Source organism: Vibrio sp. 1731 (assembly GCF_033339955.1).
GTDB classification, from domain to species: domain Bacteria; phylum Pseudomonadota; class Gammaproteobacteria; order Enterobacterales; family Vibrionaceae; genus Vibrio; species Vibrio alginolyticus.
Map to the genome: position 1 here is coordinate 1 of NZ_JAWOVO010000080.1, position 1,439 is coordinate 1,439.

The 1,439-nt window shown below is 44.0% G+C and carries 2 protein-coding genes and 1 pseudogene; all 3 read left to right on the plus strand.

Annotated features, from left to right (window positions below):
* Positions 1-691: pseudogene (locus tag R7035_RS25300) on the plus strand (methyl-accepting chemotaxis protein); the annotation flags it as partial.
* A 1-nt stretch (position 692) separates the two neighbouring features.
* On the plus strand, positions 693-1,007 hold the full coding sequence (locus R7035_RS25305) for a DUF2523 family protein (RefSeq protein WP_033905310.1): 315 nt from the start codon (positions 693-695) through the stop codon (positions 1,005-1,007).
* Positions 1,004-1,439, plus strand: a 436-nt coding sequence (locus R7035_RS25310; RefSeq protein WP_318146332.1) for a zonular occludens toxin domain-containing protein, incomplete at its 3' end; no start/stop codon positions are given. The genes R7035_RS25305 and R7035_RS25310, both read left to right, overlap by 4 nt.

Sequence of the window (1,439 nt, forward strand, 5' to 3'; positions counted from 1 at the left end):
TACGGCAGTTGTTAGCGCAATAACGGGAATGAATAAGGATGTAAACAAGGCGCTCAATGAGATGACCATCGACATAAATCAGGCAAGTGCTGACGTGCAGAATCAAATCATTGCGCTTAATGCTTCAGTTGTTACCAATACGCAGGCCATTCAAAAACAGCAAGCTAACGACAATGAAATCTATCGTAAAACAAAGTCTCTAATTCAACAGGCCAATGCTGACATAACAACAGCGGTAAACAAAAATACCAATGCTATTAACGGCGTTGGTGATGATGTTGAACAAATTGCGGGTGCAATGGATGGTATTGCTGAGGATGTTGCTGGTATTTCTGAAACACTGGATGGTATTGCCAACACTGATACGTCCGGCGCTGGTACGGGAGGCACTTGTATCGAGGCTGGCAATTGTACTGGCTTTTATGAATCTGCTTATCCTGATGGGTTAGGCGGTTTGGTATCTGGTCAACTGAATGATCTAAAAACCAATGTGATTGACGACTTTGTTAATTCATTCGGCAACATAGATTTATCTAATGCTCAGCGTCCATCTTTCGTTCTTCCGGTTCCGTTCTTCGGTGACTTCAGTTTTGAAGAGCACATCAGTTTTGATTGGGTTTTCGGTTTTGTTCGTGCAGTTCTGATTATGTCGTCCATCTTTGCAGCACGTCGCATTATCTTCGGGGGTTAATATGGATTGGTTAGTCGATTTATTTAATAAGCTTTTGGTCTTCTTGTATCAGCTCTTAGTGTCGCTTTTTAACATGCTCAAGGACTTATTTTTCTGGGCGGTTGAGCAGGTCATGGAGATGGTTAACATGCTGCTTTCTGGCGTGTTTGCGCTCTTTGCGCCTGTCGATATGAGTCAGTATATGACTTCAATTCCTCCAACAGTGTCTTGGGTTATGGCTGCGGTTGGTTTGCCTCAGTGTCTTTCTATCATCCTTGCAGCAATCACGGTTCGCTTAATGCTTCAACTCATTCCGTTTACGAGGTTAGGTTCATGATTTATGCAATAGCAGGTAGACCAGGAGGCGGTAAGACTTACGAGGCTGTGGCTTATCACATCATCCCGGCTATCAAGGAAGGGCGTAAAGTTATTACCAACATTACGCTTAATGTTGATTGGTTCGTCAAGATATTCGGCGAGGATGCGCGCGCCCTAATAAAGATAGTTGATGGTCGATTGACGGATTTTGGCTCTACAAGTCGGCCTTTTAGTCAGATTGAAGATTACTCCGATGAGTGGCGAAATGAGAAAGGACAGGGGCCTTTGTACATTGTTGATGAGGCTCATATGAGCTTGCCATCTCGTGGGCTTCCGGCTGCGATTCTTGAGTGGTTTTCGATACACCGTCACTATGGTGTCGATATCATCTTGCTGACCCAGAACATACGCAAGGTGCATCGTGATATCAAAGATATGATTGAAGTCACTT